10 protein-coding genes are annotated in these 15,706 nt (G+C 48.1%); 5 read left to right on the top strand and 5 right to left on the bottom strand.

The genetic code is table 11. The annotated features are described in order from the left end of the window. Positions 1-49 precede the first annotated feature (49 nt). Positions 50-1,810 (top strand): allophanate hydrolase, encoded by a 1,761-nt coding sequence (atzF, locus tag ACESLK_RS15095; protein ID WP_373230365.1) that lies wholly within the window; start codon positions 50-52, stop codon positions 1,808-1,810. Between the two features lie 185 nt (positions 1,811-1,995). On the opposite strand, the gene ACESLK_RS15090 is transcribed toward atzF, so the two are convergent. The 5 genes from ACESLK_RS15090 to ACESLK_RS15070 form a co-directional block, all read right to left on the bottom strand. Beyond that, a complete protein-coding gene (locus ACESLK_RS15090; RefSeq protein WP_373230364.1) occupies positions 1,996-4,908 on the bottom strand; it encodes a discoidin domain-containing protein in 2,913 nt (970 codons plus the stop codon). 276 nt (positions 4,909-5,184) lie between these two features. Then, positions 5,185-6,642, bottom strand: coding sequence for a glycoside hydrolase family 32 protein (locus ACESLK_RS15085; RefSeq protein ID WP_373230363.1), 1,458 nt, complete (start codon positions 6,640-6,642; stop codon positions 5,185-5,187). Positions 6,643-6,732: 90 nt separating this feature from the next. After that, positions 6,733-8,481 (bottom strand): type 2 periplasmic-binding domain-containing protein, encoded by a 1,749-nt coding sequence (locus ACESLK_RS15080; RefSeq protein ID WP_373230361.1) that lies wholly within the window; start codon positions 8,479-8,481, stop codon positions 6,733-6,735. Positions 8,482-8,555: 74 nt separating this feature from the next. Beyond that, a complete protein-coding gene (locus ACESLK_RS15075) occupies positions 8,556-9,446 on the bottom strand; it encodes a carbohydrate ABC transporter permease (RefSeq protein WP_373230360.1) in 891 nt (296 codons plus the stop codon). Positions 9,447-9,462: 16 nt separating this feature from the next. Further along, entirely contained in the window at positions 9,463-10,317 is an 855-nt protein-coding gene (locus ACESLK_RS15070; protein ID WP_373230422.1) for an ABC transporter permease, read from the bottom strand. A gap of 498 nt (positions 10,318-10,815) precedes the next feature. Between ACESLK_RS15070 and ACESLK_RS15065 the strand changes: the two genes are divergently transcribed. The 4 genes from ACESLK_RS15065 (at position 10,816) to ACESLK_RS15050 (ending at position 15,674) form a co-directional block, all read left to right on the top strand. Then, complete coding sequence (locus ACESLK_RS15065; protein WP_373230359.1) at positions 10,816-11,811, top strand: LacI family DNA-binding transcriptional regulator; 996 nt, start codon at positions 10,816-10,818, stop codon at positions 11,809-11,811. 364 nt (positions 11,812-12,175) lie between these two features. Then, positions 12,176-13,708: an ABC transporter ATP-binding protein gene (locus ACESLK_RS15060; RefSeq protein WP_373230358.1), complete on the top strand. Its 1,533-nt coding sequence runs from the start codon at positions 12,176-12,178 to the stop codon at positions 13,706-13,708. After that, the gene (locus ACESLK_RS15055) at positions 13,705-14,766 is read left to right on the top strand and encodes an ABC transporter permease (RefSeq protein ID WP_373230357.1); all 1,062 of its coding nucleotides are present in this window, start codon (positions 13,705-13,707) and stop codon (positions 14,764-14,766) included. The genes ACESLK_RS15060 and ACESLK_RS15055 overlap by 4 nt, the downstream gene beginning before the upstream one ends. Continuing rightward, positions 14,763-15,674, top strand: a complete 912-nt coding sequence (locus ACESLK_RS15050; RefSeq protein ID WP_373230356.1) for an ABC transporter permease — start codon at positions 14,763-14,765, stop codon at positions 15,672-15,674. The genes ACESLK_RS15055 and ACESLK_RS15050 overlap by 4 nt, the downstream gene beginning before the upstream one ends. Positions 15,675-15,706: the final 32 nt, after the last annotated feature.

The following is a 15,706-nucleotide window of genomic DNA, read 5'->3' as shown; positions in this document are numbered from 1 at the left end:
AGTTAACCATTCTTGCGCAGCAACAAGTGCAAGCGGAGTAGAAAGGCAGATGATCGCGTTGATAAAGCAGCTTCAAGCAGGGACATTGTCCATTAAACATTTACGTCAGGCTTATCTGAATGGCAAGATTACACCCGAAGAAATAATATGGAGCATCATACGGCGTGCTGAAGAAGATGCGGCAATGAATATTTGGATTACACCGCCGCGAATGGAAAGGATAAAACCCTATCTGGACCGACTTTCTCAGTTGAACATAGCTGACGCGCCTTTATGGGGCATTCCATTTGGGATAAAAGATAACATTGATTGGGCGGGAGTGCCCACAACGGCGGGTTGTCCAGATTATCAATATTTGCCGAAGGAGCATGCGACGGTCGTTGCCAGGCTGATTGCGGCTGGAGCGATTCCGGTAGGCAAAACAAACCTAGATCAGTTTGCGACAGGATTAGTTGGAACAAGGAGTCCTTATGGCGAAACTCACAATGCGCTAAAGGGTGAATTGATTAGCGGAGGCTCCAGCTCGGGTTCGGCAGTGGCAGTAGCACGCAGGCATGCAGCTTTCTCTCTAGGCACCGATACAGCAGGCTCCGGCCGTGTTCCAGCTGCATTAAATGGTCTCGTTGGCTTTAAACCCAGACTTGGTGCGTGGCCGACCAAAGGGGTTGTGCCTGCCTGCGCAAGTATCGATTGCATTACGGTTTTCACGACCAGCCTGGATGAAGCACTTGAAGTCGATCGGATCGTACGTGGCTTGGATGATTCGGATCCGTGGTCGTTAACTGCCTATCCGCCAATAACGGCTGCTCCTAGCCATTTGTTACTTCCGAAGGAACCTCTTTATTTCTTTGGGCCATACGCTGTGGAATATGAACAAGCGTGGAAGTTGACGGTTGAGCGTTTGGAGCTATTAAACATACCGATTCAATATGTTGATACACAACCATTCCATCAAGCGGCTAATTTGTTGTATGGCGGGCCGTTCATAGAAGAGAGGTGGGCAGGTCTAGGCAGCTTCATCGACGCTCACCCAGACAGCGCTTTGCCAATAACGGAACAAATATTGCGTTCAGGGCTGGAATCGAAATACGATGGAGCTTCAGTGTTTAAGGCGATGCATACCTTGCAGGCAATCAGACTGGAGACTAATAAGCTGCTGAAGGATGCCGTTCTCGTCATGCCGACGTCCGGAGGAACATGGACGCGGGAGCAAGTGCGCAATGATCCCATTAAGACGAATACGGATATGGGAATTTATACAAATCATTGCAACTTGCTTGACTTGTGTGCAGTGGCTGTACCCTCGGAGACTGCAGCAGAGAACGTGCCATTCGGCATTACGATATTCGCGGTTGCCGCTAATGAAGGTTATGCGATTGGCACAGCAGAGCGGTTTGGGAGCGCAATCCCGCTAGACACGATAACCCCATCCCCTAAACATACCCTCGTGGCGGTGTGTGGCTTGCATATGCGTGGCCTGCAGCTGGAGAACCAAATGCTCCAATACGGCGCAAGATTTCTGCGCGAGGACAAAACAGCAGCAAAGTATTCGATGTATAAACTGCCTACTCAACCGACAAAGCCGGGTTTGATTAAACAAATGGATGGCGGCAGTAAGATCGATCTAGAAGTGTGGGAGATGCCTTTGGAAACTTTCGGGGCATTTACAGCTAACATACCAGGACCGCTCGGCATGGGTAAGGTTGAGCTGCAGGATGGAACGGAGGTGCCTGGGTTTGTATGCGAAGCCTATGCGGTATCTGATGCGGAGGATGTTACTCCTTTCGGAGGTTGGAGAGCAGTGAAATAATTGATTATCGGGGGCCGTCTGCTGGACGGTCTCCTTTTGGTTGTGGCGTGCCTCTGGTACGCCGACAAACAAAACCATCGCCCAGGTTGGACGATGGTTTTGTTACACTGAATAGAATATTGTCAGGATCGATACATAACGTTCCACATGGTGTTACGTCCCACTTAGTTCGCTCATTACATAGCTTAGTCGGTGTATACGTTTAACTCATGGACTGACCACCAGTTACCCACAGTGCCAGTACTGGTGACCTTGATGTAGCGCGCTGTCCGCGCCGAGAAGGTTGCCAGTTGGACTAATTGGCCGTTATCTGATATAGTAGCAGCCTTGGTCCAGTTGATTCCATCGCTAGATACGTGCACGTCTCCTTTTCGCAATTGGTCACCGTTACTGCCACTGGAATCCAACACAATCTTGTTGAAAGTCTGCGCAGACCCCATGTCCACTTGAATCCACATACCTCTGGACTGCCCTGCTCCGGAGCTCCATCGAGAGCTTACATTGCCATCCAGCATGTTAGCGGGCACATCGCCCCACGGACTTGTATGAGAAGCCGTTGCGATCCACCCCGTCCGCGATAACGCAGTACCTAGACCTGTGACGGTGAACGAAGTTGCGCCTGCATATACTCCGCTGGTTCCAAACACAGAAACCGGAATCGTCCCCGATGGAAGTCCATGCGGAACCTTAAGATTGATAGTTGTATCCGACCAGCTGGTTATGTTGGCATGGATTGATCCGAATAACACTGTGCCAAAGCCCTGTGTGTTACCGAAACCAGAGCCGCTAATCGTAGCCGTATAGCCCGGTATGCCTGAAGTCGGCGTCATACTGCTGAAGACTGGTGTAGGCAAGCCTGACAAACTCGCAGTTGTGAACATCGCTGAAGTCCCGCTTGGGAGCGCATAGGTATACGCGCCTACCGGGAAACTCTGGCTGGTAGTGGTTCCATTGTAAACTACGGTAACTTCCTTCCCATCATTGCTTGTCCATTTCTGCAGCGCGAGCCCGTTTGATACCTCTGTCGGAGCTGCGATCGAACCAGTTCCACTCGCAGAGTACACATTGATTTCACCGATGGACCACCAGAAACCGCCTGTACCGGTATTGACGAAGCGAACGTACTGCGCCGTCTGGGTGGTTGGCAGCGTGATGGTCATCTTCCCAATGTGTCCACTGCCGGTTGCAAGCGCGCTGCCCCAATTGACGCCGTCACTTGAAACATATACCTGATATTTCATAACGTAGTCGTAGGAACTGTTTGGTCCAGTATCCACTGTGATTTGATTGAAGCTCTGAGAGCTCCCCAAATTGAGCTGGATATAGTCGCCGTTCTTCATCCCACTTCCGTTGCTCCACCTTGTGCTGAGATCGCCGTCGATCGTTCTCATGGGATCATCCCCAGCCGCACTCGACGAAGCCGTGACGGTCCACCCGGTACGGCTCAGCGCCGTTCCTCCTGTCTGGATAGAAGCTCCAATCGGAAGGGAATGCGTGAGGGAGCTATTTCCGGTACGGATGGCATTCTGGAAGGGCAGTATTGCCGGATCGTACGTCATCGTAACCGGACCATATGTCGTCTGGAACGTAAAGTCATGTGTCGGATCCTTGACATTACCCGCTGCAGGGGTGCTGCCGTTCTGCGTCGGTCCCGACCACGTAAATGTGACGCCAGCGTTTTGTCCCAAGCTGTAGTCGAACGCTTCCGTTCCGTCTGCAACGGTGAAGGTCTGCGAGGTGGTCCCTGAGTTATACACAATCAAGACCTTCGATCCATCCGGGTTCTGGAACGCAACATTCTCTATGCTTCCTTTCCCAAAGCTATTCGAGTAAATTCGATAGGCTCCGGGCTTTACAAACTTGCTGGCATGACCGACTGCGTAATAGTCCTCATTGTAGGTTACCGCTCCGGTAGACTGATTAATGGTAACCAATCCGCGCATCATAGGTATACCATCCGTGTCGCTGTTAAGCGGACCCATATTTTCGTCGAGAGCAATGTTCCATAGCATGACTCCATTTGCCCAGTTACGCGTACCATTAATAATCCAAGTATTGAGTGCATCATGAAACCCTACCGATTTACTGCTTTGCCAAGTACCCCCAGTGGCTTCTGTGATGAAGGCTTTTTTACTTGGATAGTCGTTGTGGACTAGAGTTTGGTGAACTGGGGTGCCGCTATAGATGTGCCATCCCGTTCCAAAGGCGTACTGGGAGGCAGTGGGATCGTTAAAAATCGTCTCGGGCAACGAGGGCACATCCCAGTTGTGATCCCAAACTAAAATCTTCGAGGAAATATTGTTAGCCGCAAACGCCTTGCCCATCTCCCCAATCAACTTGATTTGCTGGTGATTGTGCAGGAACATGCCGGGCCAGGGGGGAGCGCCCATGGGTTCATTTTGCGGCGAAACATAGGTTATTGGCACACCGTAAGTACTGTAAGCTTGGATGAACTTTGCAAAATAGTTGGCGAGGACAGTATAGTACTCGTCCTTAAGAGTACCTCCTATCATATTATCGGAGGTCTTCATCCAACCTGGCGGGCTCCATGTGTTAGCCATGATTTTGATAGACGGGTTAAGCGAGAGAGCCTGCTGCAATGCCGGAATGATGTACGGCACATCATGCTGGATCGAGAAGTTGGCCAGCGTCGGATCCGTTTGTCCCGCTGACATGTCGTCATAGGAGTAATTCCCGCCTACAGTTACATCCGTGGCGCCCATCGGATTGCGGATTAAGCTCATGCCGATACCTGTCGTGGGATCAAACAGATTTTTCATCAAAGTATACCGATTAGCAGTAGTCAGCTTATTCCAGATCAGCCAAGCGGAAGAGTCGGTCATCGCCGCCCCATAACCATCCATTTGTTGATATTTGACGTTATGGTCGACCTTGATCGTAAGCGGGTTAGTCGATTGCTTTGTTGAGAAATACACATCGCCTTCCTTAGAAAGCCACTTGTTAACTCCTGGGTTTGTCAGCCAAACTTGCACTGGACTTCCATTATTTTTTGACGGCGGTGCCGCCATGGATGGTGTGACAGCGAAGCACATACACATAATAGTCACTAGAAGCAAAGATTTTTTTAATTTGTCCATGCTCGTTCCTCCTTGTAATATACAATTTTTTTCAATGAATCATTACGTCGAAGCGATTGTATGCGCTTCCAAGTAGTCGTCGATGCATTACGGTGGATAGCCGGTGTTCAAATCGAACCTGATCTTACCCTTATTAACTGCCATCATTGTGCTTCACCTCCCTTCAAAGCGTTTGTATACGCTTCCAGGAGTAGCCGAAAAACTACCCTCCGCATTACACGGAGAGCGTCCGATAACGCACGCAAATTCACCGATCACGCTATAGAACCAGAACAACTACAATTTATACATTTTTACTTTATAGGGTATCTCGTTCTTCCCATTGCAAAAAAAAGATAATCCTAATGAGGATGAGGACGGGTAAATCAAATCTGTAATCACGATAAGACCGTCGTTCGCAAATAATTCCACTGATGAGCGATCTACAATAAGACGCAGTTGTAGACACTGCGGATTCGACGGCAAGATAGCTTGATGTTTGCCGGCGAAATGCTCATGAAAATCAACGACTCCCGAACGAGTGCGGTCTACAAATACTGCCGAATCCATCACGGAATAACCCGCCACTGTTTCTTCCTGTTCCGAGGTTCTTAAATTAAATCCAAAGGAGTCAATGCCCTGGGCAAGCTCAAATTCGGCTACAATCTCATACGTTTCCAGTTGTTGGTCCTTCAATAACAAATTGAGCTCGTTTACAGCTTCCCCTTCCACCTCTAGAAGTGGAGTTCTGATCCTTTCCAGTTCCAACACAGGACGTTGAATCAATACTGTCTCGCCATTCCTTAATTCCAGCGTAAGCTCTCTTGGAATCGTCATGGCGCCCCTCCAGCCTTCGGTAGGAGTCTTATTCGCATATTTCCAATTGCTCATCCAGCCGATATAGATTCGGCGTCCGTCTTCTTCCGGTATGTCCGACCAACATACGCCTGCATAATTATCCCTGCCATAATCAAGCCAGCGAATCGTTTGAGAAGCTCCATCAGGTACGAAGGTACGACCGTCGAAATGCCCGGTAAAGTACTGGGTTCTTGAACCTTCATGGAATTCAGGCTCGTTTCCAATGCTTACAAGCAAGACCCATTTCCGTTTCGTTCTATCCCCATCAACGTGCAACGCGAACAAATCAGGACATTCCCAGACGCCGTCATGGGAACCGATTCCTTCACCGAATTCGCTGCTAAAGCTCCAATCTATTAAATTGGGCGAATGGTAAAGGCAAACCGTTTGGCCGCAAGCGAGAACCATCACCCATTGCTTCGTTTCTTCATGCCAGAAAACCTTCGGATCCCGAAAATCGTGATAGTTGTCGGAAGAGATAACCGGATTACCCTCGTATTTGATCCAGCTCCTTCCACAATCTTCGCTATATGCAATACTTTGGGTTTGCTTTTGTGTCAACTCAGAATCATTATGGTGAGTAAAAATTGCTATTAGACCAGGCTTTCCGCCGAAAAAACCCGTTGTGTCGTTCCAATCCACCACAGCGCTGCCTGAAAAAATCATGCCATTCTCATCGGGCGCAAGCGCTACGGGGAGTTGTTCCCATGTCATGAGATCCCTGCTTACCGCATGTCCCCAATGCATAGATCCCATTTCCGTTCCGTACGGATGGTATTGATGGAAAAGATGATATTCCCCATTAAAATAAACCAGCCCATTCGGGTCATTCATCCATTCCGCCGCAGGAGAAAAATGAAACTTGGGGCGGTACTTCTCAACTTTCATAGTAGACATAGACAAAATCTTCTCTCCCTTTCCATCCTTATTGCAGGTAAACAATGAGTTCTGTCAAAGACAGAACTCATTTGTTTAGCTATATTGCTCTCACTGTTTTACCACGCTTTGAATTTCTTTCGTGACTTGGTCGCCGCCTTCTTTTTTCCACTGTTCTACAAATGAATCAAAGGCGTCGATCGGTTGGCCAATAATGATTTTGGAGAACGTTTCATATTCGAGTTTCTTCAAATTGGCCCATCGTCTATCCATCGTTTCGGTTTTTACATAAGTCAACGTATTGAGCCATTTGAACTTTCCACTCACATAAGGCTTCAGGCCGACGCCAAAGGAATAAACCAATCCGAAATCATTCGCCTTGTCCCCGGAGAAATCCCAACCCGAGAGATTCCAATTGTCTACCGGCTTGGTTTTGTAATCGATCATCTTGTCGAATATCGGGTTCGCGCCAGGATCGTAGCTGTCAAATCTAGCGTGGTGCTCGTCGAGCGTACCCTTGCCATTCAGATAGTCAATCGCTCCCTGCAAGATTAAGGCAGGACCGTCCGCGAGCGAGAACGTCAGGTAGAACGGGTATGGATAATCCGATAAAATTGCCCGCTCTTCCTTGGAAACGAATTTATCCAGGCTCTCTGTTTTAATGTTCAGCATTTTAATAATGGCTTCCGGGTTTTTGGCGTCCTTGCTGATGACCGCAAATTGTTGGGCTGCGTTGCCGCCTTTCGCCACGGCAATACCATCGGATCCGGAAGGCATAATATAAGCCTGCCAGTTGGCGTTATTGTCGTTTCTCCAGCTGTTTCCGATCTCAGTGAAAGGGTTCCACCAAGTACCGAAGAACAACCCCGCTTTGTTATTAGAAATCAGTTCCTCTGTATTAGACGTTAACATGCCCTTGGTAATCAGCCCTTGCTTGTACATCTCGGCCAACTTCTGAAGGGCCGCCTTTGTTTCGAGCAGAATCGAACCGTAAACCGCTTCGCCGTTGCTGTCCTTCACCCAAAAGCCGGGGAAAGCGTTGAAGGCTGAGAATATGGGATCAAAGTGCAGGCCGAAGTTCTGGTCATCCATATCTTGGTACAGTCTTCCATCTTTCTTTGGACCCACAAGGCCCACCGTATCCGCTTTGCTGTTGCCGTCAGGATCTTGCTCGACGAACGCTTTCGCCACGGCTGCAAGCTCGTCCAGGTTCGTAGGCGCCTTGAGCCCCAGTTTATCCAGCCAATCTTGACGAACCCACATGACAGGCAAGAAATCCACAAGCGGTTTGGAGCCAGGAATGCCATACATCTTACCGTCTACCTTGACCATGCTGTCGAACAATTCCTTGTTGGAGTCGTATACTCGTTTCACATTCGGGCTTGCGTACTTCTCCCAAACCTCGGAGATGTCCATGGCGAGGCCTGCTTTGACAATCGCTCTGTACTGGGGATAAGTCAGATTCGTCAAGTAGTCCGGGATAGTCCCGCTTGCGATCGCCAAATCCACTTGCTTCGGATAATCGGCAGCGACGAAAGCATTTTCGATCTTAATGTTGTAATCTGACTCAAGCTTTCTTGTGTACGCATTGTCTTCCATGGATTGGCCGTCGGGGTATTTCGCATCCGCGTTCGACCATGTTCCCCTCGTAAGAACGGTCAGCTCGGGCTGTTTGCCAAATGGATCCGCTTTCGGCTCCTCAGAAGCCGCAGGCTGACTGGCAGAAGATGAAGCCGCAGGCGAGCTGGCAGAAGACTGGGTGCTATCGCCTTTACCGGCACACCCCGCGAGCAAGGAAGCGCAAATAGCCAGGGACAAGGCTGTTACGCTCACTTTTCTGATGATACTTGATTCCTTCATTCGTACGTTCCCCTTTACTTTTTTTTTATGTCAAAGGATGTTCTCCTTAGACAACAAGGTTATGGATACGCGGGTTAGCCCTTCACGGATCCAAGCGTAATTCCTTTTACAAAAAATCTCTGCAAGTACGGATAGATCAGCATCACCGGAATGATCGCCACAAAAATCTTGGCCGCATTCAAGGAATCGTTGTTCAACTTCGTAGCCCGGTCGAGTTCTTCGAGAGACAAGTTCGCCAGATTTTCTTGGCTCGTCGCGACCAACTGTTGAATATAGGTTTGCAACGGATAATTTTTCTCTTGCCTGGACAGGACCAGCCCTTGAAAGAAATCGTTCCAATGCGCGACTATCGTGAACAAAATGACGGTCGCCAATACGGGCTTCAGCAGCGGGAGCAATACCTGATACAGGAATCTCCACGGACCCGCCCCGTCGATTCTCGCCGCCTCTTCCAGCTCTTCCGGCAGATTCTTGATGAAGTTCATAATCAGAATCAGGTTGAATATCGGAACTCCGCCGCATAATACCAAGCCCCAGACGCTGTCCAGCAGGTCGTAGTTCCTCATGGTGATATACCAAGGAATCAGACCGCCGTTAAACAACAAGCAGAAGACGAATACCCACATCAGTAAATTGCGTCCCGGAAATTGCTTGTTTGTTCTGGACATCGGGTACGCACCCAGCGACAACACTAGCAAAGTAAACGCCGCTCCAAGAACGACTCGTTCTGTGGACACCCAAAACGATCTAAAAAATTTGGTATCCGACAAAATCGCGTCAAACGAATAGAAATTGAAGCCAACCGGATATAAAGATACGATTCCCGCTTGCACGGCTTCTTTTGCACTTAACGAAAGCATCAATGTATACCAGAGCGGCAACAAACACGCCAGCGTCAAGCTAATGAGAATGATCAAATTAATAACATCAAACGCTCTTGATCCCAATGAACGATCCTCGATCACTTTGCTCCCTCCAAACTTAGAAGACTCGGTAGCCCAAAAGCTTCCTCGCCAGCCAGTATCCTGTCGTAATGAGAATAAAGCTGATGACCGATTTCAATAAACCGACCGCTGTGCCAAAACTGAAATCCAACCCCTGCAACCCTGCACGGAAAACATAAGTATCAATAATATCTCCGGTACTGTACACGAACGGGTTGTACAAGTTGTAAACCTGGTCGAAGCCTGCCTCCAGTATGCTTCCGAGTGACAATATGGCCAGAAGTGCGACGGTGCTGCGAATGCCCGGCAAAGTGATATGCCACATTTTTCTCCAGCGCCCTGCCCCGTCCACCACTGCCGCCTCATAGAGCGTGTGGTCAATGCCGGTTAAGGCGGCCAAATAGATGATTGAATTGAAGCCGAAGTTCTTCATAACATCCGATCCGATAATGAAAGCTCTGAAAAAATCCGCATTTTGAAATAACAGGACCGGCTCAAAGCCCATGAGTCCCAACACGTTGTTTACCGGACCATAAAACGAAAAGATTTGCAATGTAATGCCGGACAAAATAACCCAGGACAAGAAATAAGGCAGGTATACGACCGTTTGAATAGGCCTTACTAAGTATTTTTGCCTTAGCTCATTCAGCAGCAAAGCGAATACTAACGGAACGAACAAATTGCCAATGATTTTGCCGAAAGCAATGATCAATGAATTCCGCAAAGCAACTTTGGTATCATTCAACTCAAACATATATCGGAAATGGTCAAGACCAACAAATTCCGAATGCCAGAACCCTTTTCCCGGGTTGAAATCCTGAAATGCAATCACAATTCCAAACATCGGAGTGATTTGAAACATAGCTAACCAAATAAAAACCGGAATAAGCATAATCCAGTAATGCTTGACATCGGGATTCTTACTGGGAAACCTTATTATAAAACTCCTGCGCTTTAACCCCGCATTTTCATTCTTCAGGTTCGTATTCATTAGCGGGAATCCCTCCACATTCTATAAATTACAAAGTAGGCGTTAAGCAAGATTCCGTCTTCAGGATATGTCTTGCGCCTCTCCCGATAAAACTAGTTTATATTCCATTTGTCGCCCCCTAAAGTATAATTTTGCTCCTATTCTAGAATACTTGTGAATACGTATTCATAAGCTGAAAGCACTTACAACGTAAGAATATCACCCTTATTGTTCAGTTGTCAACACTAAACTGGAGGTTTAAGTTTAAAATTCCACTGATTTTCTAGGGTTTTTATTCAAAAATTTGGAATACGATTTCTAAATTATATAGGAATATTCTCAAATGATAAAATCGTATTCAGAATATATTAAATTGCGCATGGTTTTATGATATAGTAACTCTGAAAGGAGTTCATTCCGATGGCAAAAATGACGATGAAGGAAATAGCCAAAAAGGCGAAAGTGTCCCAACCGACCGTATCCCGGGTCCTTAATGGCCATAGAGGAGTCAGCGAAGAAATCGTAAATGCCGTTATGAAAGTGATTGAAGAGGTTGGCTATGTTCCGAATAAAGCGGCTCAAACGTTGAAAAGAAGCAGCACGAACATTATTGGCATGTGCACAAGGGAGATCTACAATCCTTATTTTGTGGAGATCATTGATTCGCTGGAGCTTGAAGCGAGGAAGAACGGATACAATATTCTGTTACACAACTCCAAATACAATCCGGTGACGGAATGGGAGAATATACAAAACTTTGTTTCCCGGCAGGTAGATGGGATCATCATAGTGCCTTCAAGTGACTTTAACCTTGAGAGGATTTCAAAACTGGATATCCCCACCGTTGTGATAACCAATAATAAAAAAATGCTCGACAGTGTCGGAATCAATCATTTTCAAGCAGGCAAATTGGCCGGCGAAAGCTTCATTCATTCAGGACACAAGACATTTGGATACATTGGATCGATACGAGACGACGAAAAATTTTACGGTTTAGAAAGTGTTTTGCAAGAAAACGGCTTTACGTTTGATCCAAACAACTTCCTGCTGGTTGAATCTTCCAATAACAACTTTATGATTCGCAGATATATCGAAAAATATCTGGATGAGTCGGAAAAGCTGGAATTTACATGTCTTTTCGCGGAAAATGACATCATGGCCCTTGAATTCATGAGAGCCGCGCAGCAAAGACAAATTCGGGTTCCCGAAGACGTTAGCATCATTGGTTTTGACGATACGTATCTGGCGAAAATCATGGAGATTTCAAGCATTCATCAACCGATTGGGGAAATGGTAAGGACTAGTTTTGAAATACTCCTGAACCGTATCAATCAAGAGATGCCCTCCAGTTTAGTAAATATTATGATGGAACCCACCTTGATCGAAAGAAAAAGCTCCAAGTTTAGACGAAGATAATTTACCATGAGATCCTTAGAGTTTAAGAAGCGGTTGTACCGGAAGTTATACCGGGACAACCGCTTTCGTTTATTGATAAGAAACATTGAAAGCGTACAGTACTTCAATCAGAGGCAGTAGGCTTTCTTAACACGGCACCGGCTTGGCACCAGCTGCAACAAAAAAGAACCGGCACACCCCCGGTCCTTCTTGCGGAATACATATGTTATGTTTATGTAATCTTTATTAACGGTTAATAAAATACAGTCCAATATTTTGTGCGATTAGTATAAAGATAATAACATTAAAGTGGTATATAATCGGTTTATAAGAGGAAACAGATCATTAGTGTTATATTACATAACATTAAAAGGGGTGGGTCGTGATGGAAACTGATAACGGTCAAGTTCCGTATCTCCTCAAAGCCAAAGGACTCACTAAACGATTCGGATCATTGATCGCCAACCGAAGCATTGATTTGGAGGTCACTCCCGGCACAATTCATGCCATTCTAGGAGAAAACGGAGCGGGTAAAAGCACGCTCATGAAAATGCTGTATGGCGTATACGAGCCGGATGAGGGCGAAGTGTACATGGAAGGCGAACGGGTTTCCCTTCATCCTCCGACGAAAGCGCGGGCAAGGGGCATCGGGATGGTATTTCAAGATTTTCGAGTTGTACCCGCGCTAACCGTTCTTGATAATATCGCCCTGGCAGTTGAAACAGGCTGGCGCTTTAATAGGAAGAAGCTTCGTCAACAAATTGTTGACACTTCGGCGAAATACGGGCTGGCGCTAAATCCCGATGCTTACGTCTGGGAGCTCGATCTTGGGCAGCGGCAACGACTCGAAATCGTAAAGGTGCTGCTGGCGTCAGGAACGCGAATCATTATTTTTGACGAACCGACAAGCGTACTGGTTCCTCAAGAAGTGGAATCGTTTCTGAGGATGTTGGATCTGCTACGCAAGAATGGCTACGGCATTCTGCTTATCACACACAAAATTAACGAAGTCCTTGCCTGTGCGGATCAAGTCAGCGTACTTCGAAGCGGACAAATCACATATACAGCAAAGCGTGAGGAGGGGCTCGTGAGTGATACTCTTATTTCCGCCATGATGGGGGATAAGACATTGAGGCCAGTTATTAAACCAAACTCAAAGAGTAATCGAGAAGTGGAAGCCGCCATGCAAATTACGGGTGGTACCATCAGCGGAGACCATGGTGAATCAATATTAAGCGAGCTGCAACTAACGTTGCCCAAAGGTCAAATTGTCGGAGTTGCGGGGATATCGGGCAGCGGACAACGCGAGCTGGCTGAGGTGCTTTTCGGGTTACGTAAGCTGACAGCCGGTACATTAACGATCAACGGGGTGGATATGAAAGATGGCACTAAGGCTTTCATGGAAGCGGGAGTCAGCTTTGTTTCGGAAGATCCGATTAGGGAATCGGTTATTCCCGGCTTCAGCATTATGGAGCATATGGTGCTTGACGGGATTGCTCTTGAACACAAAGGTGCAGGCATCGATTGGAAGCATATCCGGGGCGAGCTGGATAACAGCCCTGAGGCGATTGCACTTGCCTTGGCAGAAGGCGATAGAAGAGCCGATACGTTGTCCGGAGGGAATGTGCAACGTATGGTGCTCACTCGGGCACTCATTCGCAAACCGGAAATATTGATCGTTAGCTATCCGAGTCGAGGTCTGGATATCGGTACGACTCGTACGATCCAGCAGCATTTAATTGAGTTGGCTGAACAAGGCACGGCTATTATTTTATTCTCAGAGGATTTAGATGAATTGTTCAAGCTGTCTGATCAACTGGTCGTTCTCTCTGGGAAGCGGCTCATCGGACCGTACCTTCCTTCTGAAACTGATGTTACCCAAATCGGTTATCGCATGTTGAAAGGAGAATCTGCGTGAAACAACAAGCGGCTACGATCGCGTTGTCAGCCGGAAGTTATTCCTTTCTAGGCCGGATTAAGCCTTGGGGTAAACAAGCATTAATTATGATTTCCCCATTCATCGTGTATGGATTGTTTCTGCTCTGCTATGGGGTTAACCCCGTAAACTTGTACGTATCGATGATAGAGTCTACGTTCGGTGATTTGTACGGGTTCGGTGAAGTGCTGCTTAAAGCAACACCATTCGTGCTGACAGGTTTGGCAGCGGCGCTTCCTGCCAAAGCGGGCTTGGTAAATGTCGGCGGTGAGGGACAGCTGGCCATCGGAGCATTGTTCGCCACCTGGTTTGCCGTATTTTATTTAGGACAATTCCCTGCATGGCTTGGAATCCCTCTGATGATGCTTGCTGGTGCGTTAGGTGGAGCGGTATGGGCCGGGTTAGTCGCTGTATTGAAGGTCAAAGGGCGTCTAAATGAGACGATTACGAGTGTGCTGCTAAACTATGTTGCCACATTCACTGTTGGTTTCTTCGTACACGGCATGCTGAAGGACACAAAGTCGTTTAACTGGCCTTTTTCACCGGAAATTTCTTCGTCGCTTCGACTTCCAATCGTGAATGGAACTCGGCTGCACATCGGCTTCATAGCTGCTTTGGTGCTTGCGGTGCTCGTCTGGTTCGTCTTATCGAAGACGCGGCTCGGTTTCCGTATCAGAGTGTTAGGCAGCAACCGATTGGCTGCTCAACGTGCGGGCTTAAACCTTAACAAAATGTATTTCTGGGTACTTATTGCCGCAGGGATGCTGGCAGGTATTGCGGGGATGATCGAAATTGCCGGCATTGAGGGACGGCTTCGGGCATCAACCGGCGCGAACTTCGGATATTTAGGCTTCCTCGCGGCGATGATGGCATGGAATCATCCGTTACGGTTGATCGTTACGGCATTTCTGCTTGGGATGATCAGTGTCGCGGGTAACACGCTGGAGATTAGTTCGGGCTTGCCGTCTTCGTCCGTTAACATTCTGATGGCGTTAGTCCTGTTCTTCATACTCGGCAGCGGAAGGTGGGCGAAACGATGATCGCGGATATATTGACTGGAGCGATTCGGTCCGGAACATCTGTTATGCTGGCGAGTCAAGGAGAGCTTGTATCGGAGCGGGCGGGAGTTATCAATCTGGGTACTGAAGGATCGATGTTAGGCGGCGCATTGGGAGGCTTCGCGGTGACGGTATGGAGCGGAAGTCCTTGGCTTGGCGCGCTGGCGGGCGGGCTGTGCGGCTTGTTGATCGCCTCGATTCACGCGTTTCTCGTACTGAGCTGCGGCGCCAACCAACTGGCAACCGGACTTACCATTATGTTTTTCGGGATGGGTGTTACAGCTTTCTTCGGTCGAGAATTCGTTAGCCAGCAGATTGTCGGGTTTAATCCCGTTGCTATCCCGGTGTTATCCGACATTCCTTTTCTTGGACCGATCTTGTTTAACCATGATCCTCTGACCTACTTGTCTATCTTGCTTGTACCCCTTCTATGGGTTGTTATCTTCCGTACCCGGATCGGCATTATGCTGCGAACGGCCGGGGAGCGGGAGGAAGTATTGTTCTCCAGCGGTATTAACCCGAAGCTTGTCCGGTACTTGGCGGTATTGGCCGGCGGATTTCTAGCAGGATTGGGCGGCGCGCAATTGTCCGTCGCTTATACGCACAGCTGGGTTGAAAATATGACTGCCGGCAGAGGTGTTGTCGCTGTCGCGCTTGTCATCTTCGCTTCCTGGAAACCGGCAAGAGCAATGCTAGGAGCCTACTTGTTCGGAGCCGCTCAGGCGCTCCAGTTGACCGTGCAGCAGCAAGGGCTCGCCATTTCTCCGTTCTTCCTGTTCATGGTTCCGTATCTTCTGACATTAATCGCATTACTCATCGTTGAGCGAAGAAAGCAGAGTCAGACACCGGAGGCTTTAGGCAGGGTATTCGCGGGGGAAGGCAGCGAGTGAATGCCGGAACGTAACGATGGATTTATGCAACA

The sequence above is a fragment of the Cohnella sp. genome (genome assembly GCF_041640265.1).
Classification (GTDB): Bacteria; Bacillota; Bacilli; order Paenibacillales; family Paenibacillaceae; genus Cohnella.
This window is presented reverse-complemented; position numbering and strand designations above follow the sequence as displayed.